Genomic DNA, 24,684 nt, shown 5'->3' with positions numbered 1-24,684 from the left:
CATATCTTTTTGAATGTTATATTGAGCTATTAAAAATGAATAAGAAAAACAAAAATGAATATATCTGTGCTGGAATCCAGTGTTTACCAGCTTCGTCTTGAACCGTTGAGCTGGGAACATTTTTCTGATTTAGCCATCGCATGCGCTGAAGAAAATTTAGGCGAGATTTTATATAACTCAGTGCCTTATCTGCATAACTTAAAAAAATATTTTTCGCAGGCCTTTGAACAGCAAGCTCAAGGTGAAAGGATGGCTTTTGCTGTGATCGATTTAAACTCCGGCCAAGCAATTGGAACCACCAGTTATCATAATATTAAGGCAGAAATTCCACGTTTTGAAATTGGTTATACCTGGTATGCCAAGCGCTATCACAGAACTTATGTGAATCGCGTTTGTAAATATCTTTTGTTAAGACATGCTTTTGAAAATTTAAATGCTCAGGTCGTCGGCTTTCGGACTGATCACTTGAATCTTCCTAGCCAGAAAGCGATTGAGGCATTAGGTGCCAAACGAGATGGCATTATTAGGTGTCATATGCTGCGTAAAGATAGACAGACTATTCGAGATAGCTACATCTATAGTATTTTAGAAAGTGAATGGGCATATACGAAAGTATTATTACAATCTAAACTGATGAAATATTCCCGAAACAATTACTTCGAAATCTAGGTCCTAGTCTTATTCAGCTTTGCTTTATTCGGCGATCCATAAGACAATATCGGGGTTATTTTGAGTGAGTATTGAATCATGCAGCTGATGCCTTTGTTACCACATGTATGGACATTTGGTGATTTAAAATTGGACTTATCCCAGCCGCATGTGATGGGGATTCTTAATGTCACCCCAGACTCTTTTAGTGATGGTGGTCGGCATAATCAAAAAGAAGATGCAGTCGCCCGCGCACTGGAAATGATGGCCGAAGGAGCAACCGTAATAGATATTGGCGGTGAATCGACCCGTCCAGGTGCCGCAGTGGTAGAAGTGGAAGAAGAAATTCGCCGCGTAGTGCCTGTGGTGGAAGAACTGGCTAAACATAAGGTCATTCTCTCGATTGATACGTCGCAACCTGAAGTCATACGCGCAGCGGTAGAGGCGGGAGCGCATATCTGGAATGATGTCCGTGCTTTGACTCGGCCGAATGCATTGCAGACCGCAGCAGAACTCAATATTCCAGTGATCATCATGCATATGCGCGGTGAGCCGACCACCATGAACAATCTGGATCAATATGAGGATGTCACTAAAGATGTGATACGCGAGTTATCCCAACGTGTTCAGGATGCTTTAGATGTTGGAGTAAAAGCGGAAAATATCATGATTGATCCAGGTTTTGGTTTCGCTAAAAATGCCCAGCAAAATTTAAAGCTGTTGCAAGAGTTTTATAAATTGACAGAAATGGGCTATCCGATTTTGTCTGCTTTATCACGTAAACGCTTTATCGGAGCAGTTTTGGATGGGGCAGAACCACAAGAGCGTGCAGTGGGTTCAGCAACAGCGCATTTGTTGAGTATTCAGCAGGGTGCATGTATGGTACGGGCACATGATGTTAAAGTCACAGCCGATGCGATTAAAGTCTGGCAAGCTATGCAAATGGTTTAAAAATCGAGGCTGGGAAATCCCTACATTGGCAATGTTGTTTGGCTTTTAAGCAACAATATGCTATATAGGCACGCTTAGATTAGATAGTCATCCTTTAGAGTGCCTGTAATGTTTGCAGATTTACTTCTCCCCATGTTCGATGATGAGTATTATCCCGATATTCTGGTTGCTGAAATCAAGCAGCACATCGAACGTTTTGCCCAAAAAGTCGCTAAATCAGGTTTGTCAGATCAAGAAATTTACCAGCTTGCCAATCTGACTGTGGCTGATATCAATATCATGAAATCTCAGTTCGAAGATCTGGATTCGTCTCTGGATGATACTGCCGCGGATTATATTGCCGAAGCCATGATGATGGTGGTGCAAGAGCACGGCCTGTTCGAGATTGAAATGGAAGAACTGATTACCAACCGTGAATGGTGATGCATAAAAAAACCCTGCAGCTGCAGGGTTTTTTAATGTCTGTTGAAATAATCTTTAAAGTTATTAAAGCGAATCGAGCCTAATAATAGTTGCTCTTCATTCATACATTGCTGATAAAGATTTTGGTAATAAGCCTGCAGATTTGACTGACCCTGAATCTGTTGTGGTGTTTTGGATCTGGACTGTTGATAAGCCCAAAAAGCCAGTTGCCGGAGTTTCTGCAACCTGATCTGATCAATTACGCTACAGGAACTTTTAAATAAAGGTTCCAAGGTCACTGCGCCAAAAGAGGAAAGCGCTAAAATGATCATACTGATGATGACCAGTACATCTGAATGAATCAGATAAAGGTTGAACAATAAGCACAGAAAAATTGGAATTTGCAGATAGAGGCAGCTTTGCAAACGCTGACTATAGGCTTTGGAGCTGAATTGCGCCTGATATTGTGCATACCAAATATAGGGATATAGTAGTGCCATCAGCACAATTAAGGTGACATTAAAGGCAATCGTGGCATTTTTAAAAAAATAATATTCCAGAAATACTGAGCTGATACTACAGGCTATACAGACCAGAAGAGACAGTAAATTAATCGCGATAACAAACTGGATATTTTGCAGGGCATTAAATTTGAAGCGGCTATAACGCAGCTTCAGGAAAAAAGCGTCTGGATGACGTAATTGTAATGTAGCGAGATCGAAGTGTTTTAATTCTGACATGGGGATTTCGCGTTAAAAGAATAAAATGCAGGCACAAAAAAACCAGCCTAATGCTGGATTTTTTATTGCACCATTTTAATAAATATTAAAATGGTGCCCGAGGCCAGACTCGAACTGGCACGCTTTGTGGGCGGGGGATTTTAAATCCCCTGTGTCTACCGATTTCACCACTCGGGCATGTGCGCAATAATAGAGGACGAAATAAAGCTTGGCAAGCAAATTTCTAAATGATTGCTTTCTTTTCAAGCAATTCCGTAGCTTCTATTCTAAAAACCAGCAAATCAACGTTTTTTAAAAGTCAATATTTGCAGATCTTTAAGATGGCCAATGAAAAAGGATAGAGAGAACTATGAATTTTCATCCAGATAGCTGTCGACATCTAGATGCTTGATCGTTTTACAATATTGATGCTCATATTTCAGCAGCCGCGTATATAACCCGGCATAGTGATTTAATTGCTGTTTTAGTTCGGCATACCGAGGATCATGGCTTGAATAAAAACGTAATTTTAGTCGGATCAGGCAGGTTTGTTTATAAGCCCAAAAACAGATTTTACGTAATTGTTGTAGCTGATAGTGCTCAGTATTTTTACTATTTTCCTTGAATAAATTTTCTCGATAAAAGCGCACAAAACCAAAGCTCACGCCAAAGAAGAATAAGCTCCACATCAGCAAACTGCTTTGTATAAAGACCAGATTTAAGGCTTGCATCAGAATCACAATAGCCATCTTGATCGGGGTATGCCGTAATAAATGATACAGCGAATAAGAAGAATGCTGAATCTGGTACAGAATCAAGGTGAGACTCAACATCAGGAACAGTAGAATGGCCAACATGGCATAACTCTGCGCCTGAAATTCGCTGATTTGCACAAAAGATTGCTGTACGAAATCTCCTAACATCAAACTGATGGGAACAAAAATCATGGCGGCCAAGGCCCAAGGAATTAAAAGCTTGGCTTTACCCCAGATTCCACGGATTTTAATCTGACTGAAAAACAGGTAATTTCCTTTAAATGCAGTCGGATATTGGCGCTTAAGTTGCTGTAGCAACAAAGTCACTTGCGTAGTGGGCATCATCCAGAGATTAATTTAATATATAGATGAAGCACTATAGTCGATTTTGCGCAAAATCGCAGAAGAAATGCAGTTTCAGAACGTAGCACTGTTTTAATCATGAAGATTTTAGTTTTTTAGCGACGAATTATGCGAAAATAGCCGATTCAAGATTTATTTTTTTAAGGACAGTTTATGACTGATCAATCTCCTCAGGCGTTAAGCGACATCGAAATTTTAGACATCCTGCAAAGTATGAAAAAGGATGAGCTAAATACTGAGGCGCAAGCAGCAATTCGTCAGGGTGGTAAAGCTGGTCGTCAGGAAGCGCATAAAGCAGCCTTAGTAGCATTGAATCAGTCATTTGAAGACAAATTTGTCGAAGCCGTATCTTTGGCTTTGGGTCTGAATGCAGCACAAATCAAAAAAATCCGTTATAAAAAAGACCGAATTCGTATTTTAAAAGCGCGCGGAATTGATTATATGGCGATTGATGGCGCTGAAACTGCGCAAGTGCTGTCACAAATTGCCCAAGCAATTGTGCGTGAAGATGCGATTGTCACCCATGACCTGCACAATATTTTCCCATTCTGGAAAGAAGGCTGGCCAATGGTGCAATTCGATAATGCCTACAAAATTTTAGAAGATGATATCCAGATTCACTATCAAGCCGTTCTAGAAGCTTTATTAGCAAAAATCTAAGCTATAACCAGATCTAAACGAAAGCACCTTTGGGTGCTTTTTTTAATCGCGATACATCAGCGCAATCAGCCAGCTGATGGGCAAGATAAATAAACGCCACCAGGTGATCAAGGGCCAATAAAAATATTCTCCAAACCTCAAGGTCGAGTCGAAACCTCGACGACGACGTTCATGCGGGTAGGGAATAATGAACACCGTTAAAACCATTAGAATGATGGCTGCCAGTAAAAGCAGGGGATTCTGTTGTTTGGCAAGAATGAAGTAAAACAAATACAGGGCTGAATAAAAAAACAGACATGCCAATAATGCAGAAATATTCATCACTCACCTTATGATTTTTTTATTAGAATAATTTTTGAAATAGAGGAATAAAAAGAAGAACCAGATTAATCTGATTCTTCTTGAATAACTGAATTGGTTTCGATTAAGCGGGTCACCAGTAACTGGTCAATTTTAAAATGATCGACATCCACCACTTCAAACTTATAAGCACCAAATATCACTGCATCTGCAGGACGTGGAATCTTGCGTAATTTATACATCATGAAGCCAGCAATGGTTTCATAGTTTTCATCATCAGGCATTTCATCAATTTCAAGCGCATGCTTGATGTCTTCAATCGGTGTACTGCCTTCAATCAGCCAGGAATTATTGTCACGTTTAATAATTTGCTGATCGGCTTCAATAGGCGTCACCCAGTCGCCCATCACGGTAATCATAATATCGGATAGGGTAATCACTCCAACTACCAGCGCATATTCATTAATGACGACGGCAAACTTTTCCTTGGTAGAGCGGAAACGGTCCAGAACTTCCGATAAGGTCAAAGTGTCAGGAATGGTCAACACATTACGGATGGTATTTTCATTAAGCTGCAGCAGCGACTGGTTGTTCAGAATACGCACCAGAATGTCTTTGGCATCGACATAGCCAATCACACTGTCAATGTCATTGCTACATACCAGAAACTTGGAGTAGGGATATTCTGCCAGCTTTTGCCGAATACTTTCTTCCGGTTCATTCAAGGTGAAGAACACCACATTTTCACGTGTGGTCATACTCGAAGGCACGTTACGTTCTTCCAGCTCGAATACGTTTTCAATGAAATGGTGTTCCTGTTTCTGGAGCACGCCTGCCTGTGCACCGGCATCCATCACTGCAGAAATATCATCAAAAGTAATATTGTCATCACGAATAGTATTTACTTTAAACAGACGGAACAGCATGTTGGCAATCGCATTGATAAACCAAGCCAAAGGTTTGCAGACTTTAATGAAAATCTGAATTGGCTCGATGACTGAGACTGCGATCTTTTCTGGCGCAATCATGGCCAGACGTTTCGGCATCAGGTCTGCAAATAAAATAAATAATGAAGTGACGACCGTAAAGGAAAGCGCAAAGCTGATATTGTCAGCCCAAGGTCCTTGGTAAAAGCGGGAAACAAAATTATAAATATAAGGACGGAAGGCACCTTCACCTAAAATACCACCAAGAATGGCAACTGCATTTAAACCAATTTGGGAGGCTGCAAAGAAGTCTGCAGAATTTTCTTGTAGATCTAAAACTTTTTGAGCGCGATGATCACCCGACTCAGCCAGAATTTTGAGTTTGACTTTACGGGCACCAGCGAGGGCGATTTCAGTTAAAGATAAAAAACCGGCCCCCGTGATGAGTATTAAGATAATCACGATATTTTGTAAGAGGCTCACAAATCCACCTGTGGATGAATAGTATCTTGGGATATTTTTAACACAAAAAAAGACTTGAGGTGTAACAATGACATCTCAAGTCTTCGAAGTATAATCTTAAAAAATAAGAATTTAGAAGATTTTGAGTTTAATAATGTGAAAATTGAGAATTATTGCTCAGGAATTCACGGTTTTCTTCTTCAATCATCTGGCGGGCGACATATAAAATCAGCTGACGTAACCAGCGATGCGCCGGATGATGATGCAATAAAGGACACCATGCCATTTTCAATTCAAATTCAGGAATATAAAACGGCGGATCTTTGAGAATTAAATTGTGATTCTTGGCTTGCAAACGTGCAATGCGTGAAGGCAGTGTTGCGACCAGATCGACATTGGCAGCCAATAACCCCGGCATCTGGTAGTGACGGGTAAAGACTGAGATTTTACGTTTCTGGCCAATACGTTCTAAAGCCTGATCGATCCAGCCTAAACCGGCCTGTTTTTCAGGATTTACCCCGAAGCCAACACCCATACCGGTTTTGGAAACCCAGATATGCTGTGCATCCAGGTAACTTTTAAGGTTTAAGTTGCTTGCGGCAGGATGCTTGTTATTTAAAAGGCAAGAAAAGCTGTCACGCCAGACCAAAACCTGATGAAAACTTTGCGGGATTTCATTAAAACGGTTGATTGCCAGATCGACCTTGCCTTGTTCCATGTCACGATATGACACGTCACTTGGCGTCAGGAAGTCTAATACCACGTTCGGTGCTTCTGAACGTAGGGCTTTAACCAGACGTGGAACCAGCGTGGCTTCTGCATAATCCGAGGTCATGATCCGGAAGACACGATTTGAGGTATATGGACGGAACTCGGTACGTGGTTCCAGGATCATCGACAGATCAGCGAGCGCATCTCGAATGCGGGGCTGCAATTCTAAGGCACGTTCAGTGGGTGTCATGCCTTCAGAAGAACGAATCAGGAGGGGATCATTAAATAAATTGCGTAATCGGCGTAAGATGTTACTCATGGCAGGCTGGGTAACGCCCAGTTGTTCTGCTGCACGTGTGACATTTTTTTCGCGAAGAAGTACATCAAGATAAATTAATAGATTGAGATCGACCCGCTCCAGATTCATAAAAGAAATACCGAGAATAAATACAAGAAATTATGAAGATTATGCCATAATTGCCGGGCCTTGTGTAAAGCGTCGATGAAAAAAAGCCACGTGCTCACTGATAAAGTTTACAAAATTAACACAGGCTTAAGCTCCATTATTCAAAGTGTACATAAGAGAAAAGATGCACGTTAAATAGAATATCATTTAGCCTTTTTATAGAGGGAAATGAAAACCATCTTTTCGCTTTAAAAGAACATGAGAAAGGCTGTTCTTACGTTCAGTATTTGAGTGAAAAGTACACTAAATCGAGAATTCATCAAGTTGAATAAATCATCAAAGATCAGTATTTTTTAAAGATAAAAGGGCATAAACCCCATATCCAGACTTAAGTCTAATGAATTATTTTTAAGCAACATGTGGAAATTTTATCCATTTTTATTTTTAAATAAATATATATAAAACATAATCTTAATTTAATCTATCAAGATTGTAATAAGACTTTGATCTACTCATTTTTTAAATAAATACTGAAGATTCTTGCAGACTATTGGATTAATTTTCATAAGCCCACTAATCTTTAGCTATCCCAACGGATCGTCGAAAATCTGAACAAGTCATTGAGGGTGTGATTTGAGCGGTTCGTTGCAGAAAAATCCTAATATTATTACAGGAATATATCATGACTACATACCAAACAGCGATTGATGCAATCCGCGAATTAAAAGCGAAATTCGGTAACACTTGGGCAGACATCAGTCCTGAAGATGCTGCGCGTATGCAACTTCAAAACCGTTTCAAAACTGGTTTAGACATTGCGAAATATACAGCGGCAATTATGCGTCGTGATATGGCTGCTTATGATGCAGACTCTAGCAAATACACTCAATCACTAGGTTGCTGGCACGGTTTCATCGCGCAACAAAAAATGATTGCGAACAAAAAATACTTCGGTACAACTGAACGTCGCTACATCTACCTTTCTGGTTGGATGGTTGCAGCGCTTCGTTCAGAATTCGGTCCACTTCCTGACCAATCTATGCACGAAAAAACTTCTGTTCCTGCATTGATCGAAGAAATCTACACTTTCTTACGTCAAGCTGATGCGAAAGAATTAAACGACTTGTTCCGTGCACTTAAAAAAGCACAAGAAGCGGGCGACACTGCTAAAGCAGCTGAAATCACTTCACAAATCGACAACTTCCAAACTCACGTTGTGCCAATTATTGCGGACATCGACGCTGGTTTCGGTAACGAAGAAGCGACTTACTTACTTGCTAAGAAAATGATCGAAGCGGGTGCTTGTGCACTACAAATCGAAAACCAGGTTTCTGACGCGAAACAATGTGGTCACCAAGCTGGTAAAGTAACAGTTCCACACGAAGACTTCATCGCGAAAATCCACGCGCTTCGTTATGCATTCCTGGAAATGGGTCTTGACGACGGTATCATCGTTGCACGTACTGACTCTGAAGGTGCTGACTTGACTCAAAAAATCCCAGTGGTTAAAGAGCCAGGCGACATCGCTTCTCAATACATCAGCTACTTAGACACAACTGAAATTGACATTTCAGAAGCGCAAGAAGACGAAATCCTGATCAAGCGTGATGGTAAACTTCACCGTCCTAAACGTCTTGCTTCTGGTCTATACCAGTTCCGTGAAGGCACTCAAATTGACCGCGTTGTACTTGACTGTGTAACTAGCTTACAGAACGGTGCTGACCTTCTTTGGATCGAAACTGCGACGCCTAACGTTGCTGAAATCGCTCACATGGTTAACCGTGTACGTGAAACAGTTCCAAATGCGAAACTTGTTTATAACAACTCGCCTTCGTTCAACTGGACTTTAAACTTCCGTCAACAAGCGTATGACCGTTGGGTTGCTGAAGGTAAAGACGTTTCTGCTTACGACCGTGCTAAGTTAATGAGCGCTGAGTACGATGCAACTGAACTGGCTGCTGAAGCTGATGAGAAAGTACGTACATTCCAAGCAGACGCTGCGCGTGAAGCTGGTGTGTTCCATCACTTGATCACACTTCCGACTTACCACACAGCTGCGCTTTCTACTCATGAGCTTGCTCAAGGTTACTTCGGTACTGAAGGTATGTTGGCTTATGTTGCTGGCGTACAACGTAAAGAAATCCGCGGCGGTATCGCATGTGTTAAACACCAAGCAATGGCTGGTTCTGACATCGGTGATGACCACAAAGAAATCTTCGCTGGTGACAATGCATTGAAAGCTGGTGATGATTCTAAAAACACAATGAACCAGTTCAGCGCTTAATTCGCTCAATTGATTCACCAAAAAACCCTGCATCTGCAGGGTTTTTTGTTTGGAAAAATGCTATTAATAAATAGGGAAGAGCAATCTCAAGAACGTGCTCAAGAGGGATTATCCATAATTTCTCCATGATTGGTTTTTATCGCAGTTTTTATGTGTTTAATTCTTGCATTCTAGTGCTATGTCACTGAATATTTGGATATAGCATGCTTATGTTCTGCATCAATTTACCCCTATTTAATTAAAAGTGACCCGGACTTATGCTGTCTAAATTTTTTATCCACCGCCCGATCTTTGCTGGGGTACTGGCGATTGTTGTCATGGCAATCGGCTTGTTCGCAGTGATGAACCTGCCAGTGGAACGTTATCCGGACATTGCCCCGCCAAGGATAACGGTGGCAGCAACTTATAGCGGTGCTTCTGCGGAAACTGTGGAAGAAAGTGTGACTCAAGTGCTGGAACAGCAAATCAAAGGCATTGATCATCTGCTGTATTTCAGTTCGAGTAGTGATTCTTCAGGGCGCAGCCGGGTCAGTATTAGCTTTGAAAATGGCACCGACCCAGATACCGCACAGGTGCAGGTACAAAATGCGATTAATGGGGTACTAAACCGATTACCGGAAGATGTACAACGCCAAGGCGTTAATGTTTTTAAATCGCTCGGTGATACCCATATGGTGATCAGCCTGTATGATGAATCGGGGCGCAGCAACAATATTGAACTTTCCGACTATCTGATGACCCATCTGGAACAGGACATTTCCCGGATTGAAGGCATTGGTGAGGTTGATGTTTTTGGTTCACAATATGCGATGCGGATCTGGCTGAATCCGGTAAAATTAAAACAATATAACTTGATGCCAAGCGATGTGCGTGCTGCGATTGAAGCCCAGAATACTCAGGTCGCTGCTGGTGCGATTGGTGATCTTCCCGCCATAGACGAGCAATACCTGAATGCCAAAGTTACTTCGGGTTCACGGCTAAAAACCGTGGAAGAATTCCAGAATATTATTGTCAAATCGGATCGTGCCGGCAGCTTTATTTATTTGAAAGATATTGCGCGGGTAGAACTGGGTGCTGAAAATTATCAGTCTTATAGTACCAATAATGGTTATCCATCGGCAGGTCTGGGTATTTCGCTGGCGTCAGGTGCCAATGCCATTGCCACCTCTAATCTGATTAAAGCTGAAATTGCCCGTATTTCCCAGCAATTGCCTGAAGGCTATAAAATTGCCTATCCACGTGATAATACGCCTTTTGTACAAGAGTCAATTAAAGAAGTGGTCAAAACCCTGATCGAAGCCGTGATTTTGGTCATCATTGTGATGTTCATTTTCTTGCAGAACTGGCGTGCCACCTTGATTCCTACCGTGACTGTTCCGGTAGTGATTTTGGGTACCATGGCGGTGCTGTATGCACTGGGTATGAGTATCAACACCTTAACCTTATTTGCGCTGGTTCTGGCGATCGGTCTGTTGGTGGATGATGCGATTGTTGTGGTGGAAAACGTTGAACGATTGATGCATGAAAAGCAACTGTCCGCCAAAGACGCTGCCCTGGAATCCATGCAGGAAATTAGTGGGGCACTGATCGGGATTACTTTGGTCTTAACCGCAGTCTTTATTCCAATGGCTTTTTTTGGTGGATCGACTGGCGTGATCTATCGCCAGTTTTCTATCACTTTGGTTGCGGCCATGTCGCTGTCTTTAATGGTGGCATTGATTCTAACCCCAGCATTGTGCGCGCTTATCCTAAAACCGAATCCTAAACCGGCAAAATGGGCGTCCTGGTTTAATCAGAAACTGGATCATTTAAAACATCATTATCTGAATTTGTCTAAACTCACGATTCAGCGTCAGGCAATCTGTTTGCTGCTGTTTGCCGGATTGATCGGTGTGTTTGCGCTGTTCTATCGTGCCTTGCCGACCAGTTTCTTACCGAGTGAGGATCAGGGGATCTTAAGCTTGCAAATCAAATTGCAGGAAGGCGCTCCGATGAAAAATACCATTCAGATCGGTGAAGAAGTCCGTAAGTATTTTCTGGATCAGGAACAAGCTAATGTCAATCTGGTGATGATCCGTTATGGGCGAAATTTCTCTGGAACTGGTCAGAACCTCGCGACCGGTTTTGTAGCGTTGAAACATTGGGATGAGCGTTTCGGTCAGGACAATACTGCACAATCGATTCGTGAACGGGCTTTGAAGCATTTCCAGAGTAATCGCAATGCACAAATTAATGTGTCCATGCCAGCTTCAGTCAATGGTCTGGGACAAACCGATGGTCTGGATTTCTGGATTCGAGATATCAATGGCAATGGCCGGCAATATCTGGAACAGCAATTTAAAGCGCTGGAAGCTCGGGCGGGCAACTATACAAGCTTTGAAAATCTGGGCAAGCGTTCTAATCCTGACAAAGCAGAACTACGTGTCAATATTGATCAGAAACAGGCCATGGCCAACGGCCTGACTCAATCGGCAATCAACAGTACTTTATCCAGTGCTTGGGGCGGCAGTTATATCAATGACTTTATTGATCGTGGTCGGATTAAACGGGTGATTATGCAGGGTGATGCTGAATTCCGCTCTAAGCCGGAAGATCTGGCACAGTGGCATGTACGAAATGACCAAAATCAGATGGTGCCTTTCAGTAACTTCTCGCAAGTGGGCTGGAGTGGTGGTCCTGAAGTGGTCAACCGCTTTATGGGGTATACCGCATTGCAAATGGAAGCCGATCGGGCCAAAGACAGCAGTTCCGGCCAGGCCATGCAAGATGTGGAAGCTTTAATTGCCGAGCAGGAAGGGGTGGATGTGGTCTGGAGCGGTCTTTCTTTCGAGGAAAAACAGTCCAATAATCAGGCGATCTGGCTGTATCTGATTTCAATTGGTTTTATTTTTCTTTGTCTGGCGGCTTTATATGAAAGCTGGAGCATTCCAACCGCCGTGATGTCAGCTATTCCACTCGGGATTGGCGGCAATATTATTTTCAGTTATCTGGCTGGTTTCCCGAATGATATCTATTTCCAGATTGCCTTGCTGACTACCATTGGTCTGTCCTGTAAGAATGCCATTCTGATTGTGGAATTTGCTTCATTAGTGCAGCAACAAGGTAAATCGGTAGTAGAAGCCGCACTAGAAGGTGCGTCTTTACGTCTACGTCCAATTTTGATGACTTCTTTGGCCTTTGGCGCAGGGATTTTACCGCTGGTCTTTGCTACAGGCGCTGGTGCGGTGAGTCGTCAGGAAATTGGCGTGAGTGTATTTGGTGGTGTCATTTTTGGAACATTGCTGGTGCTGATTTTTATTCCATTTATGTATGTTTTAATTCGTCGACTCATCATCAAAAAATCGCGTGCTTAAAATAAAGGAAAACTCTAGAGCTGAAAAATCCCCGTTTATACGGGGATTTTTTTATCGCCAAAACTCGTCCAATGACTGGTTGCGTTTTCAGCATGGTGTGAAAATTGCTATAAAAATCATCTATTCATACAAGAATGTGTCGTGAGAATGCATCTGATGGGGATTTTTATTCATGTTGTCACACTTTTTTATTTATCGACCTAAATTTGCAGCCGTCATCGCCATTATCATGATGGTATTAGGAATTTTTGCACTGCAAAAAATTCCGATTGAGCATATGCCGAATATGGATGCACCTGCGTTAGGGGTTTCTGCGGGGTATCGTGGTGCATCTGCGGAAACCGTTGAGCAATCGGTCACGCAAATTTTAGAACAAGCGGTGAAAGGCATTGAAGGTTTGGAAAGCTTTCAGTCCAACAGTAGCGTGGGACGTGCAAATCTGACACTGTCGTTTGAGCAAGGAGTAGATCTCGATCAGGCACTGTTGCAAGTGCAAAATGCGGTCAATGGTGTGCTAAGTCGATTGCCTGAAGAAACCCAGCAAAATGGAGTGGCTGTTTATAAACAAGGTTATGATCAATTTGCATTACTGAGTTTATATGATGAATCAGGGAAGGCGACACCTACAGAGCTTGCTGACTATTTAATGGTGCATGTTGAACCGCGTTTTTCCCGTATTGACGGGATGGGTGAGGTGGAGCTTTATGGCGCAGGCTATGCGATGCGCATTTGGCTCAATCCACATAAACTACGCCAATTTAATCTGATGCCGAGTGATATTCGCAATGCAGTCGAGGCACAAAATGCACCTCTTGTATCTGGTTCTATTGGTGGATTACCAACAGCACAAGATCAATACATGAATGCCAAGGTTAGTGCGGGATCACGTTTAAGTAGTATTCATGAATTTGAAAAAATTATTGTGAAGACAACAGATTCAGGTTCGGTCCTGTACTTGAAAGATGTCGCACGTGTTGAGTTGGGGGCAGAAAGTTATAACCATTTAAATTATACCAACGGTCATTTATCCGCTGCATTATCGATTCAATTGGCGCCACGGAGTAATGCGATTGCGGTTTCAGAGCAGATGCAAACGGTGTTGAAAAATGCCCAAGCCAATTTGCCTGCACATTATCAATTGCGTATGACCATGGACAGAACCCCATTCATTACCAGTTCAATTGAACAAGTCGTGAAAACTTTGGTCGAAGCGATGGTACTGGTGGTTTTGGTGATGTTTATCTTCCTGCAAAACTGGCGCGCTACTATTATTCCTGCAGTCACGATTCCGATTGTAGTTTTAGCCACATTTGCGGTGCTGTATGTACTGGGAATGAGCTTAAACAGTTTTACCTTGTTTGCCCTGATTTTGGCGATTGGCCTGTTGGTCGATGATGCCATTGTGGTCGTGGAAAACATTGAACGTTTGATGCATGAAGAACATTTGGATGCTCAGGCTGCAGCTTTAAAGTCAATGAAGGAAATCAGCGGTGCATTGATCGGGATTACTTTGGTCTTAACTGCTGTATTTATTCCCATGGCATTTTTTGGCAGTATGACAGGAGTCATCTATCGTCAGTTTTCCATCACGTTGGTCGTGGCAATGCTACTTTCTTTATTGGTGGCACTCATCATCACCCCTACATTTGCAGCGCAACTGCTAAAACGTCAACCACATCAACCAAAATGGGCACAGCGTTTTAATCGTGGCATGGATAAGCTCACCATACGTTACCAAAAGCTTTCTGCACGTAGCATGCAGTCTAAAATGACGATGTTGGCTGTATTTAGTATATGTGTTTTAGGCTTTGGCTGGCTTTATAAAACCTTGCCCGAAGGGCTAATGCCAACGGAAGATATGGGCTTTGTCATGGGTCAAATTGTGATGCCGGGCAATGCACCACGTTCTGAGATAGAAAAAGTAGGGCGTGAAGTCCAGGACTATTTAATGCAACATGAATCTGAGCGCATTCAAAGCATTGGGATTTGGTATAGCGGAAACAATGTTGGGGTTGGGCCTTATCGTGGTCAGCTATTTGTCGTATTAAAGGACTGGGCAGCGCGTAAAAATCCTGAAGATACCGTCTTTGCTATTGTAGATCGTGCACAAAAGCACTTTGCCAATCATACCAATGCCCAGATTTTCTTTATGGCACCTTCTATGTCAAGTAATGGACGTGTGGTCGACTTCTGGTTACAAGATCTAGATTCACGGGGTAGCGAGTTTTTACAGCAATCCTTCTCTGAGATTGAAACTCGTGCCAAAGCAAAATCATCGATTGAATATTTACAACTTGATGTACCCAAAGAAAGTGCCGAGCTGAATATTAAACTGGATGTAGAACGTTTACTCAAATATGCCGTACCTCAGCAAAGTTTTAATAGTACGTTGGCTGCGGCTTGGAGTGGTACTTATATCAACGACTTTATTGATCGTGGACAAATCAAACGGGTCATCATGCAAGGCGAAGCGGAGTTCCGTTCTAAACCTGAAGATTTGGCACATTGGCATGTTCGTAATAGCACAGGCGAAATGTTATCGTTTAATCAATTCACTACGCTGAATTGGCAAGGTGGACCGAATAGTATCAACCGTTATATGGGCTATAACGCCGTGCCTGTATATGCAGGTATTCCCAAAGATCAATTTTCGAGTCAAACCATGCAAGATGTCGAAGCTTTAGTTGATGAACAAGATGGAGTAAATTTGGCCTGGAGTGGAGCTGCCCTAGAAGAAAAACGCAGCAGTGGACAAGCTATTTTCTTGTATCTAATTTCGATTGCCTTTATTTTCTTATGTTTAACGGCACTCTATGAAAGCTGGACGATTCCTGCTGTGGTGTTGACCGCGATTCCTCTGGGCGTGGGAGGAAGTATTCTGTTCTGTGTCTGGTTTGGTTTTGCGAACGATATTTACTTTCATATCGCCTTGCTGACGACTATCGGTCTGTCCTGTAAAAATGCAATTTTGATTGTAGAGTTTGCTGCACAAGCAGAGCGGGCAGGTCATACTCCGTTTCAGGTCGCGATAATGGCTGCGGGCTTACGCTTGCGTCCTATTGTCATGACTTCCATTGCATTTGCAGCGGGCGTACTGCCTTTGATGTTTGCCACCGGTGTCAGTGCAATCAGCCGGCAGGAGATTGGCAGTAGTGTTTTTGGTGGGGTGCTATTTGCCACTGTCCTGGTACTGCTGTTTATTCCCTTTATGTATGTATTGATCCGTGGTCTGATGGTTAAAAAAACGGTTTCTAAATCAGTGGTGATAGAGCATCCATCTTTAGAAAGTGAACAAGCCTGACTCAGGCAGGCTTTTTTCTGGCTAAATATCGAGGAATTGATTTATACAAAAAATATCGTCATATTGCAGCATGATCATTAAAATTATTCACATGAAAAATTAGGATACAGGGATCAGGACAAACATCTCTTGAATGCCAGACTTTTATAATGAGCTGCTTATGCCGACAATTTCAGAGAAAATCCAGCATATCCAACAACAATTACATTCTGAAAATCACGACATCGCTGTAGGCTTACTCAGTCAGCTGAATGTCGCCGATCAGGCGCGCATTTTAAGTCGTTTAGATGCTCGGCAACAGGCCCAAATTTTAAGGCAACTGAATGAATCAAGCTTGGTCTATGCCTTTATGCCCCTAGGGCAGCAGTTAAACGTGACAAAGTACTTATCCATTTCAGAACTTGTTCCCATTCTGGACGCAATGCCCTCTGATGATTTTGTCGATATTTATAAGCAGTTTTCGCCGCCGCTACAGCTGCAATTGATGAGCGCATTATCTGAAGAATCCCAGCAGACACTCAAAGATCTGGCCATCTATCCGGAAGGTACAGCGGGTGCCATGATGAGCTCAAGTTTTGTGACGCTCTCACCCGATTTAACCATGGATGAAGCGATACAGGCTTTACGTGTGGTGGCCGCCGGGCAGGAAACCCTGTATTTGATTTATATTGTCGATGCAGAAGAACGGCTGATCGGTGTGATTTCCTTAAGGCAGATCATACAGGCCTTACCTGAGCTGAGCATTGCCGAGGTGATGCAACGTGACGTCATTTCTGCTCAGGTAACAGATGATCAGGAAATTGTAGCTCGAGCCTTGGCCTATTATGATTTTATTGCTCTGCCTGTAGTTGATGCACAGCAAAAACTCTTAGGAATTGTTACTTATGACGATGCTATGGACATTGTCGAAGCCGAAACCACTGAAGATATTTTAAAGTCGGGTGCAGTGACACCGTTGACTGAATTGAGCCTTAAAACTGCCCCGATTTTGACCCTGTATCAGAAGCGGGTCTTTTGGCTGGTCATTCTGGTTTTTGGCAGTCTGCTCTCGGGAATCGGCATTGCACACTTTGAAGAGATCATTGCCGCACATATCGTGTTGGTATTTTTCTTACCGCTTTTGGTGGGTAGTGGCGGGAATGCCGGTTCGCAATCAGCCACCTTGATGGTGCGTGCCTTGGCCACAGGCGATGTCGAATTTAAGGATTGGTTTAATTTGATCAGTCGCGAATCTCTGGTGGCGCTGTGCTTAGGCGGCACTATGGCGATTGCGGTATCCATTCTGGGTTATATTCGGGGAGATATCATGGTCGCTGTGGTGCTGGCCATCAGTATGCTCGGGATTGTGTTGATGGGCTGCCTGATCGGCATGAGTCTGCCTTTTATTTTAAATAAACTCAAACTTGATCCTGCCAGTGCTTCGGCGCCATTGGTGACTTCCATCTGCGATGCTACCGGTGTGATTCTGTATTTATTTGTGGCTTCCAAATTATTGTTTTAATTCACAGATTGATACAACAGCCTAGAAAAAATGCTTTATGCTCATGAAAATCAGCATTATTTCTGGAATAACCTATGCCTGAGTCTGGACAAAAACCAAAACTAAGCCAACAAGAGGTGATACGTCTGGAACGTGATCTGGCCAAGTTTGCCAATATAATGGATTCCGTAGTACGTATTCCATTTACCAAGCAAGGAGTGGGGGCAGATGCTGCTTTGAGTACGATTCCGGTTGCGGGAGATATTGCCGGTTTTGTATTGACCTGTTATGCCATTCATAAGGCCAAACAGATCGGGGTTCCGAGTGCCAAACTCAATCCGGTGATGAAGATGGCGGCGATCGATGCTGTGGTAGGATTTATTCCGGTGGCGGGCACGGTCTTTGATATTTTTATTCGGCCCAGTCGCAAAGCGCTCGATGTCGTGCATCTGCATATTCGCGAGGAATATCAGATTAGCAGCGACCGGCATGTGGTACACCCATTTTTGCATGAAAGTCTGGAACGCAAACAACAGCAATCAGCATTCTGGCGCAATCCCGTGGTGGCCTGGATCTGGATTCACATCCCCGATATTTTAGGTACTTTATTCCTGATTGTATTTGTCTTCGCGATCGGGTGGGGTGCTATGGCGCTATATCAATGGTTCAGCCAATGATAGGCTAGCTAAAAAATAATTAAATCCAATAAAAAAAGCCTGCAATTGCAGGCTTTTCTTAAATCAAAACTAAAGTTTTACTTAAGCACAATCAAGTTGTTGCAAAGCAGCGACACGCTGTTCGATGCTTGGATGCGTCTGGAACAATGCAGCAAGGCTAAAGCCTTCTTCTTTACCCGCAGAAATCGCAAATGCTTTCATTTCTTTCGGCATGGCATCCGGCATTTCAGATTCTGCCTGTAAGCGCAGTAATGCTGAAATCATGGCTTGTTTACCTGCCAGACGTGCACCTGCTTCATCAGCACGGTATTCACGATGACGAGAGAACCACATCACAATCGACGACGCAAGAATACCGAACACGATATCCAGCACAATAGTAATCACGAAATAGGCAATACCCGGTGCTTCACCTTCTTCACGACCAAAGACATTGCGGTCAATAAAATCACCTGCGACACGTGCGAAGAACATCACGAAGGCGTTCACAACACCTTGGATTAGTGCCAGAGTGACCATGTCACCATTGGCGACATGACCAATCTCATGCGCTAATACTGCACGAAGTTCGTCTTTGTTCATACGCTCAAGCAAGCCAGTTGATACCGCAACGAGAGCATCATTTTTGTTCCAGCCGGTGGCAAAGGCATTCGACTGGTAAGAGGGGAAAATACCCACTTCCGGCATTTTAATGCCTGCACGCTGAGAAAGTTGTGCAACTTCTTGGAGCAACCAGGCTTCAGCTTGGTTACGAGGTGCATTCGGGTCAATCAGTTCAGTACCCGTGGTCTTTTTCGCCATCCATTTAGACATGAACAGGGAAATCATTGAGCCGACCATACCGAACACAAAACAGATGACCAACAGGTTGCCTAGATTCAAGCCACCTGCGCCATGGTAACTACCGACACCGAAGAGTGACAAGATAATGCCAGCTACAACCAGTACCGCGAGGTTGGTTAGCAAGAACAAACCAATCCGCATCATTGAGAAATCCTCTTATTACAGAAAAATAATCTGATTATTAAATGTAAATCATTGAAATCAATATGCGGTGAAATCGAGAAGAATTCAAGGAAAAAATAGCATTTGGCTACAAAAAACACAGGATATTTTTTGTACAAATAAAAACATAGGTCTTTAAAAACAAAGCTGTTTAGGAATTATTCACTTAAATATATTTTTGCAGATGCTGACGCATTGGCGGTGGCATAAGAGCCTGCCGGTGCATCGGTGAAACTGCCATCCGCTTGAGCAATGATCTGACGCTGATACTTGGCAGCCTGAATATTGGAAGCTGTGGTGGTTCCAGTCGAATAATTGTCAGAACTGGCAATCACACGGCCAGTATCAGAAGATGCTGTATAGGCAGCACTATGATTACCTAGACCTTGAGCATATAGGTTCTGATAACGGCTGCTAACACGACGGACATAGTCCTGAGTTTCACGAAACGGTGGTACGCCCTTATATTTAGCGACATTACCTTCACCAGCATTATAGCCTGCCAGTGCCAAGGTGGTATTGCCATTAAAGCGTTTTAATAACCAGGCCAGATATTTGGCACCTGCCATAATATTCTGCTGCGGGTCATAAGCATTGCTGACATTAAAACGACGGGCAGTCGCCGGCATGAGTTGCATTAAGCCCTGTGCACCGACTGGAGAGCGTGCCTGTACATTAAAACCGGATTCGGTATGCATCACAGCTTTAATCAAGCCTTCAGATACACCATAGGTTTGTGCTGCCTGACGGATGATCGAGTCATAGGCATTTTTATTTCTACTATAGCTAGGCAATACCGAGGCTTCACTCGAGCCCCAGTTGCTATAACTGTGAATATTGCTGTCTGGATAATAGGTTTTCTTTTCTACCTGTAGATGATTATAGCGACTTTTCTTATTAGTCAATAAAGTACTGCCATTACTGTCGCGTAATTGATAGATCGTTTGACCAGCATAAGCAAAATGACAACAGCTTGCCAATAGCAAACCACTGATCCCATAACGCCCCAAAACATGCACATTTATTTTCATTGTTTATATTAAGTAAACACAAGCGAGAAAAATTTAATAAAGAGTTTAACAAAAAATTACGGAATGAAAAGACTTGTGCGCTGCATTTATAAACGAGTTTGTAAATGCAAGTCATTTTTTACATTTTAGCGATAGAAAAAAAAATATGATTTAATTTAAAACCTTAGGCTTGACAGGGTTAACTATTTGATTTTTATTAATAATTAAATTGATCAAAAAATGATCAATTCAAAGAAAAGCCTTATCTTTTGAGCCGGACAAGTTGTCAAGTCTGTTTCAATCCACAAAGTTATCCACAGCTTTTGTGGACAACTGTGGAAAAGTCCAAAAGATAAGCATCTTGACTAAAAAATGAATGCAATCGTTCAATATATCAATCTAAATAAAACATGAAAATGAAACTAATAAGACATTTTCATGAAAATAAATTCTTTTGATGCGATAGCGGTCCGAATCGGCTAAAATTGCGCGGTATTTTTTTTATGGGTTAATCTCGTCTATGTACTCGCCAGTTGAGTCCGAACAAGGATTTAATTTCAAACCTGAACTGCCAACAAGCTCAGCCTACTACCGTTTGTTGAAGAAGCTTCGCCGCCAGGTCGGACATGCCATTCGTGACTTCAAGATGATTGAAGAAGGCGATAAGGTCATGGTGTGTATTTCTGGTGGTAAAGACAGTTATACCCTGTTGGATATCCTGCTACAGTTCAAGCGCATCGCACCGATCAATTTCGATGTAGTGGCTGTGAATCTGGACCAGAAACAGCCAGGCTTCCCGGAAGATGTATTACCGCGTTATTTAGAAGAAAATAACATTCCGTATTACATTTTGGAAAAAGATACCTACAGCATCACCAAAAAGTTGACGCCTGAAGGTAAAACCTACTGTGCAGTCTGTTCGCGTTTGCGTCGTGGTTCTTTATACGGTTTTGCGCAGGAAATTGGTGCGACCAAAGTTGCTTTAGGCCATCATCGTGATGATATCTTGGCGACTTTCTTCCTGAACCTGTTCCATGGCGGCAGCTTGAAAGCTATGCCACCAAAACTGTTGTCTTCAGACAAAAAGAACATTCTGATTCGCCCACTGGCCTATGTGGAAGAAAAAGACATCATTAAATATGCAGAAATGCGTCAATTTCCAATTATTCCATGTAATTTATGTGGCTCTCAGGACAACCTGCAGCGCGCAATTATCAATGACATGTTACGTGATTGGGATAAAGCACATCCAAAACGTCTGCACAGCATTTTTGGCGCATTGCAAAATGTTTCGCCATCGCAGTTGGTCGATCGTGAATTATTTGATTTTGAAGTGCTGGACAGCCAGCGTGAATTCGACTTCAAAGGCGGTGATTCAACTGAAGAAGCGGTGGAAGGCGAGAACCGCCGGATCAATATGGTCAATCTGGGCTTTGCTGCAGACTAATTTTAGAACGTGTAGACATCAGCCTGCGGGTTGATGTCTGCTTATAAACATAAATAAAAATAGAACTACAAAAATTGAACGGCGCGTACAAAATTCGTTAGCCTTTGCGCTAATGATCATGATATAACAAAGCACAAGCATAATAGCTTCAACATGATGTCGTCTGGATAGTCGACACAAATGAACAAATAATTTGAGGAAAGATCATGCCTGCTTTTTTAACTGATGATTGGTTTTCAACTGTAGAAACTCTAACTGCGCAAGCTGGCGATTTGAATTTGCCACCAGCTTTGGCGAACCTTGCGATTAATTTGGTTGTAGCGGACACTACAGGTAATACTGAACTATCTTTAGATGGTGGGGCAATCAAAAAAGGTTTGTCTTCAAATGCCAAAACTACGCTGAATATGGATGGCGAAACTCTACGTAAAGTTTTCCTAGAGTTTGATATGGCTGCTGCGATGCAGGCATTTATGACAGGTAAAATCAAAGTACAGGGTGATATGTCACAATTGATGGCACTTCAGACTGCAAAACCAAGTCAGGAACAAAAAGATTTGTTCAAGAAAGTACTTGAAAATACCACGGCTTAATTCTACTAAGACATTAGCCTGAATAAAGACGAAAAAAGCTTACCCTGAGGTAAGCTTTTTTTATGTCATTTTGATTAATGCTAAGGTTTTAGCTTAGATATTCACCAATTGTGGTGTGGTCTTGATATGTTCCAAATAAGCACGAATGCGGGTCACATATTGTACCGCTTGACGGTAGCGACCATTATTGGCTTTATTCTGATCCAGATAGGCATATAAGTTCACCCAGTTATTCGGGTTCTTGCCTTGCGACTGAATGCGCTTTTGCAACTGATTCACTGCACCTGGGCCCATATTATAAGCTACCAGTGCAAACCAGTTCCGATCTGGAAAAGGAATATGCTCATAGCGACTAAGCATTTGATCATAATACTTGGCACCACCCTGAATGCTTTGAGTAGGATCGGTACGGTTACTCACGCCCATGGCTTTTGCTGTACTGTTGGTCAGCATCATCAAACCACGCACACCCGTCGGAGAAACTGAATTCGGTTTCAGATAAGATTCCTGATAACCAATGGCCGCCAGTAAATGCCAATCCAGGTCATACTGCTGCGCTGTCTGTTTAAAACTCGCTTCATAGATCGGCAGACGGTTGTTCAAATCACGTTGAATGGTGGTCCAAGATTCCTCTTTCACGACATTCTGATTATAAAATGAAGCAAGCTGCTTGATGGCACCACTTTGTTTGCCTTTGCAGACAAAAGCACTGGCCGTCTGGCTCAAAGGATCTGTAGCAAATTTAAACACCAGATTTAAATTGGTATTCAAGCCATTACTCGACAGAATTGATTCATCGCCACAAGTGGCCGAGAACGACGTCAAACGCTTGTTTTCAATGGTGCGTATATCGGTAGTCGTCATGGCCAGATTGGCTTTACCCTGAGCAACCCACTGTAGGGCAGTCTGATTATCAGGAACGATTTTAAAATCGAGTTTTACATTCAGATTGTTAGCATAGTTACGAACCAGATCATAACCGAAGCCATGCAGATGTTGTCCATCCTGGAATACGGTAGTCGGATTTTCAACCGCAACCACGGTCAACTTATTGCTATTGACCACATGATCAAACTGAAGTGTGGTCTTACTTGCATTGATACTGTGTAGGGGAATAAATGCAGTGCTCAGTACAAGTACTTTCAAAGGGAGAGAAGAAATTACAGATCTTAGGCAAAGCCTCGACCCAGTGGATGAACTACTGTGCATGTTGTCTCCGCTACAAGTAATTTATGCCCTAAAAATCACAGCCAATAAAGCCAGAAATTTTAACAGTTTGATAAATTCAATAAGGGTTGGGCAGTCATGACGTCATTCAAAATGACAAGAGATTTAAAGATAATTATGTAGAAAAACTACATAGATTAAAAAGTAAGCATTTCCGGGAGTTGCTGGCATATTAATGATCTGAAAAACGATTGTCAAATTTTGTACACAAATTATTTTTAAAAATAATTTTAAGATATTGAAATATAGGGTTAATTTTTTTGGAATTTTGCCATTGTGTTAAAATGGTAAATAAAATAAGCTGTTTGTAAGTTAAAACACTGAAAATATGATCAGCAAGACGTATGAAATCCAACTTAATCACCCGTGCTGGACACGATAAATTGGTGGCAGAACTTAAGAATCTCTGGCATGAAGAGCGCCCTGAAATTACCAAAAAAGTAAACTGGGCCGCTAGTCTCGGCGACCGTTCTGAAAATGCAGACTACCAATATAACAAGCAAATTTTGCGTAAAATTGATCGACGGGTCAGGTATCTCGGCAAGCGCCTCGAAGAGCTGAAAATTATAGATTTTTCCCCGGAGCAAGAGGGCAAGGTCTATTTTGGTGCCTGGGTGGACATTGAAAATGAAGAAGGTGAACAAAAAACTTTACGTATTGTCGGTGTAGATGAAATTTATGATCATCATCCGCAGCATATTTCGATCAGTTCACCGATGGCACGCGCGTTATTAGGCAAGCAGGTCGATGATGAGGCCGAGGTATTGACCCCCTCCGGCAAGAAACTTTGGTTCATCAACTCAATTCGTTATGAAAAGCCAGAAAATTCAGCAGATTAATATAATTGATTTTATTTTGTGCAGTTGATGCAGTGAAAGCATAAAAATATTTGCCAAGCGTGATTTTTGTTTATATGATGTCGGCCATGGAAGCGTGGCAGAGCGGTTTAATGCACCGGTCTTGAAAACCGACGAGGGTGTGAGTCCTCCGTGAGTTCGAATCTC

20 protein-coding genes and 1 tRNA gene are annotated in these 24,684 nt (G+C 42.4%); 12 read left to right on the top strand and 9 right to left on the bottom strand.

Features of this window, described 5'->3' with window-relative positions:
• Positions 1 to 54 precede the first annotated feature (54 nt).
• The 3 genes from MTX11_RS03710 (at position 55) to MTX11_RS03700 (ending at position 2,022) form a co-directional block, all read left to right on the top strand.
• Positions 55 to 669, top strand: coding sequence for a GNAT family N-acetyltransferase (locus tag MTX11_RS03710; protein WP_243474398.1), 615 nt, complete (start codon positions 55 to 57; stop codon positions 667 to 669).
• Positions 670 to 747: 78 nt separating this feature from the next.
• Positions 748 to 1,599: a dihydropteroate synthase gene (gene folP / locus MTX11_RS03705; protein WP_243474397.1), complete on the top strand. Its 852-nt coding sequence runs from the start codon at positions 748 to 750 to the stop codon at positions 1,597 to 1,599.
• Positions 1,600 to 1,707: 108 nt separating this feature from the next.
• The gene (locus MTX11_RS03700) at positions 1,708 to 2,022 is read left to right on the top strand and encodes a DUF5713 family protein (protein ID WP_243474396.1); all 315 of its coding nucleotides are present in this window, start codon (positions 1,708 to 1,710) and stop codon (positions 2,020 to 2,022) included.
• A 32-nt stretch (positions 2,023 to 2,054) separates the two neighbouring features.
• On the opposite strand, the gene MTX11_RS03695 is transcribed toward MTX11_RS03700, so the two are convergent.
• The 3 genes from MTX11_RS03695 to MTX11_RS03685 all read right to left on the bottom strand — a co-directional run bounded on the left by MTX11_RS03695 (position 2,055) and on the right by MTX11_RS03685 (position 3,817).
• Positions 2,055 to 2,741, bottom strand: coding sequence for a hypothetical protein (locus MTX11_RS03695; RefSeq protein ID WP_243474395.1), 687 nt, complete (start codon positions 2,739 to 2,741; stop codon positions 2,055 to 2,057).
• 91 nt (positions 2,742 to 2,832) lie between these two features.
• Positions 2,833 to 2,918, bottom strand: a tRNA-Leu gene (locus MTX11_RS03690).
• A gap of 170 nt (positions 2,919 to 3,088) precedes the next feature.
• Entirely contained in the window at positions 3,089 to 3,817 is a 729-nt protein-coding gene (locus tag MTX11_RS03685; RefSeq protein WP_243474394.1) for a hypothetical protein, read from the bottom strand.
• Between the two features lie 174 nt (positions 3,818 to 3,991).
• Here MTX11_RS03685 and MTX11_RS03680 point away from each other — a divergent pair, with 174 nt between their 5' ends.
• Positions 3,992 to 4,498, top strand: coding sequence for a hypothetical protein (locus tag MTX11_RS03680; RefSeq protein ID WP_004280554.1), 507 nt, complete (start codon positions 3,992 to 3,994; stop codon positions 4,496 to 4,498).
• A 42-nt stretch (positions 4,499 to 4,540) separates the two neighbouring features.
• Here the strand turns inward: MTX11_RS03680 and MTX11_RS03675 are convergent, their stop codons facing one another.
• The 3 genes from MTX11_RS03675 to MTX11_RS03665 all read right to left on the bottom strand — a co-directional run bounded on the left by MTX11_RS03675 (position 4,541) and on the right by MTX11_RS03665 (position 7,324).
• Positions 4,541 to 4,819: a hypothetical protein gene (locus tag MTX11_RS03675; RefSeq protein ID WP_195725725.1), complete on the bottom strand. Its 279-nt coding sequence runs from the start codon at positions 4,817 to 4,819 to the stop codon at positions 4,541 to 4,543.
• 65 nt (positions 4,820 to 4,884) lie between these two features.
• On the bottom strand, positions 4,885 to 6,207 hold the full coding sequence (gene paeA / locus MTX11_RS03670; RefSeq protein WP_004280552.1) for a polyamine export protein PaeA: 1,323 nt from the start codon (positions 6,205 to 6,207) through the stop codon (positions 4,885 to 4,887).
• 127 nt (positions 6,208 to 6,334) lie between these two features.
• On the bottom strand, positions 6,335 to 7,324 hold the full coding sequence (locus MTX11_RS03665) for a LysR family transcriptional regulator (RefSeq protein ID WP_004280551.1): 990 nt from the start codon (positions 7,322 to 7,324) through the stop codon (positions 6,335 to 6,337).
• A 661-nt stretch (positions 7,325 to 7,985) separates the two neighbouring features.
• Here MTX11_RS03665 and MTX11_RS03660 point away from each other — a divergent pair.
• From MTX11_RS03660 to MTX11_RS03640, 5 genes are all read left to right on the top strand, one after another.
• Positions 7,986 to 9,587, top strand: a complete 1,602-nt coding sequence (locus tag MTX11_RS03660; RefSeq protein WP_004280550.1) for an isocitrate lyase — start codon at positions 7,986 to 7,988, stop codon at positions 9,585 to 9,587.
• Positions 9,588 to 9,844: 257 nt separating this feature from the next.
• Complete coding sequence (locus MTX11_RS03655; protein WP_243474393.1) at positions 9,845 to 12,940, top strand: multidrug efflux RND transporter permease subunit; 3,096 nt, start codon at positions 9,845 to 9,847, stop codon at positions 12,938 to 12,940.
• Between the two features lie 172 nt (positions 12,941 to 13,112).
• Entirely contained in the window at positions 13,113 to 16,241 is a 3,129-nt protein-coding gene (locus MTX11_RS03650) for an efflux RND transporter permease subunit (RefSeq protein WP_243474392.1), read from the top strand.
• 160 nt (positions 16,242 to 16,401) lie between these two features.
• Positions 16,402 to 17,742, top strand: coding sequence for a magnesium transporter (gene mgtE, locus MTX11_RS03645; RefSeq protein WP_243474391.1), 1,341 nt, complete (start codon positions 16,402 to 16,404; stop codon positions 17,740 to 17,742).
• A 74-nt stretch (positions 17,743 to 17,816) separates the two neighbouring features.
• Positions 17,817 to 18,398 carry a DUF4112 domain-containing protein gene (locus MTX11_RS03640; protein ID WP_243474390.1) on the top strand — a complete coding sequence of 194 codons (582 nt, stop codon included), beginning with the start codon at positions 17,817 to 17,819 and terminating at the stop codon, positions 18,396 to 18,398.
• Between the two features lie 81 nt (positions 18,399 to 18,479).
• Here the strand turns inward: MTX11_RS03640 and htpX are convergent, their stop codons facing one another.
• Positions 18,480 to 19,385, bottom strand: coding sequence for a protease HtpX (htpX, locus tag MTX11_RS03635; RefSeq protein ID WP_004280540.1), 906 nt, complete (start codon positions 19,383 to 19,385; stop codon positions 18,480 to 18,482).
• A 176-nt stretch (positions 19,386 to 19,561) separates the two neighbouring features.
• Positions 19,562 to 20,434: a lytic transglycosylase domain-containing protein gene (locus MTX11_RS03630; RefSeq protein WP_004731848.1), complete on the bottom strand. Its 873-nt coding sequence runs from the start codon at positions 20,432 to 20,434 to the stop codon at positions 19,562 to 19,564.
• Positions 20,435 to 20,933: 499 nt separating this feature from the next.
• On the opposite strand from MTX11_RS03630, the gene ttcA reads away from it, so the two are divergent.
• Both ttcA and MTX11_RS03620 read left to right on the top strand, forming a co-directional pair.
• A complete protein-coding gene (ttcA, locus tag MTX11_RS03625) occupies positions 20,934 to 21,860 on the top strand; it encodes a tRNA 2-thiocytidine(32) synthetase TtcA (RefSeq protein ID WP_004280538.1) in 927 nt (308 codons plus the stop codon).
• 206 nt (positions 21,861 to 22,066) lie between these two features.
• On the top strand, positions 22,067 to 22,453 hold the full coding sequence (locus MTX11_RS03620; protein WP_004280536.1) for an SCP2 sterol-binding domain-containing protein: 387 nt from the start codon (positions 22,067 to 22,069) through the stop codon (positions 22,451 to 22,453).
• A gap of 93 nt (positions 22,454 to 22,546) precedes the next feature.
• Here MTX11_RS03620 and MTX11_RS03615 read toward each other — a convergent pair whose 3' ends face one another.
• Positions 22,547 to 23,662 carry an MltF family protein gene (locus MTX11_RS03615; protein WP_243474389.1) on the bottom strand — a complete coding sequence of 372 codons (1,116 nt, stop codon included), beginning with the start codon at positions 23,660 to 23,662 and terminating at the stop codon, positions 22,547 to 22,549.
• Positions 23,663 to 24,024: 362 nt separating this feature from the next.
• Here MTX11_RS03615 and greB point away from each other — a divergent pair, with 362 nt between their 5' ends.
• A complete protein-coding gene (gene greB, locus MTX11_RS03610) occupies positions 24,025 to 24,519 on the top strand; it encodes a transcription elongation factor GreB (RefSeq protein ID WP_004645740.1) in 495 nt (164 codons plus the stop codon).
• Positions 24,520 to 24,684: the final 165 nt, after the last annotated feature.

Origin of the sequence: Acinetobacter lwoffii (assembly GCF_022809915.1) — a bacterium.
Taxonomy (GTDB): domain Bacteria; phylum Pseudomonadota; class Gammaproteobacteria; order Pseudomonadales; family Moraxellaceae; genus Acinetobacter; species Acinetobacter lwoffii_M.
The sequence above is the reverse complement of the archived record's forward strand: the minus strand, read 5'-3'. Positions and strand labels throughout refer to the sequence as shown.